Annotated in this window: 1 protein-coding gene; it reads right to left on the reverse strand. The window is 44.7% G+C overall.

The window, feature by feature from the left end:
* Positions 1 to 230: plasmid segregation protein ParM domain-containing protein (parM, locus tag K0039_RS24870; RefSeq protein WP_228106801.1), on the reverse strand; the 230-nt coding region annotated here is incomplete at its 3' end.
* Positions 231 to 530 lie beyond the last annotated feature (300 nt).

Consider the following 530-nt stretch of genomic DNA (forward strand, 5'->3'; position numbering starts at 1 on the left):
GCAACGTCATTAACGTCGCTGTATTGCCATGCGATATTGGTTGTGACTACAGCATCCGGGCTGATTGGATCAAATGAATACTGTTCGCCGTTCAGTGTGTAGTTAAAGACCTTTTTATCACCAAAAGAAACTGCCCACTCGCGTTTGAAGCTGTTCGGGCTAATGTGCTGTTTAACTGTTCCGTCGCTTTCCTGCCACTGTAGTTTGATGTTTGTTGAACCGTCCTCAATGAATTCTCACATTTACAATACTCCTTATGGTGTTTTTTTTGGTGTTTTTTTGGGTTTGTTTTGGGTTTTAAGTGGGTTTATTTGTCAAGTTTTCCCCATTTTAACTATCAATCAATGATTATTTGTCTTGTTTTGGTGTTTTATTGGGTTTGGCGTGGGTTGTTTTTGGGTTTTGTTTGGCGGATAACAAAAGATGTCGCCGGGCTCCTCTTTTTACTGCGCCGGCTGACGCGGCGCGGCAGGAACGCTGCCTGTGGTCAGTGTCCCTCTTCCACCCTTTCCCGGGAAGGGCGCTTTTAC

The sequence above is a fragment of the Terrisporobacter mayombei genome, assembly GCF_020748465.1.
Classification (GTDB): Bacteria; Bacillota; Clostridia; order Peptostreptococcales; family Peptostreptococcaceae; genus Terrisporobacter; species Terrisporobacter mayombei.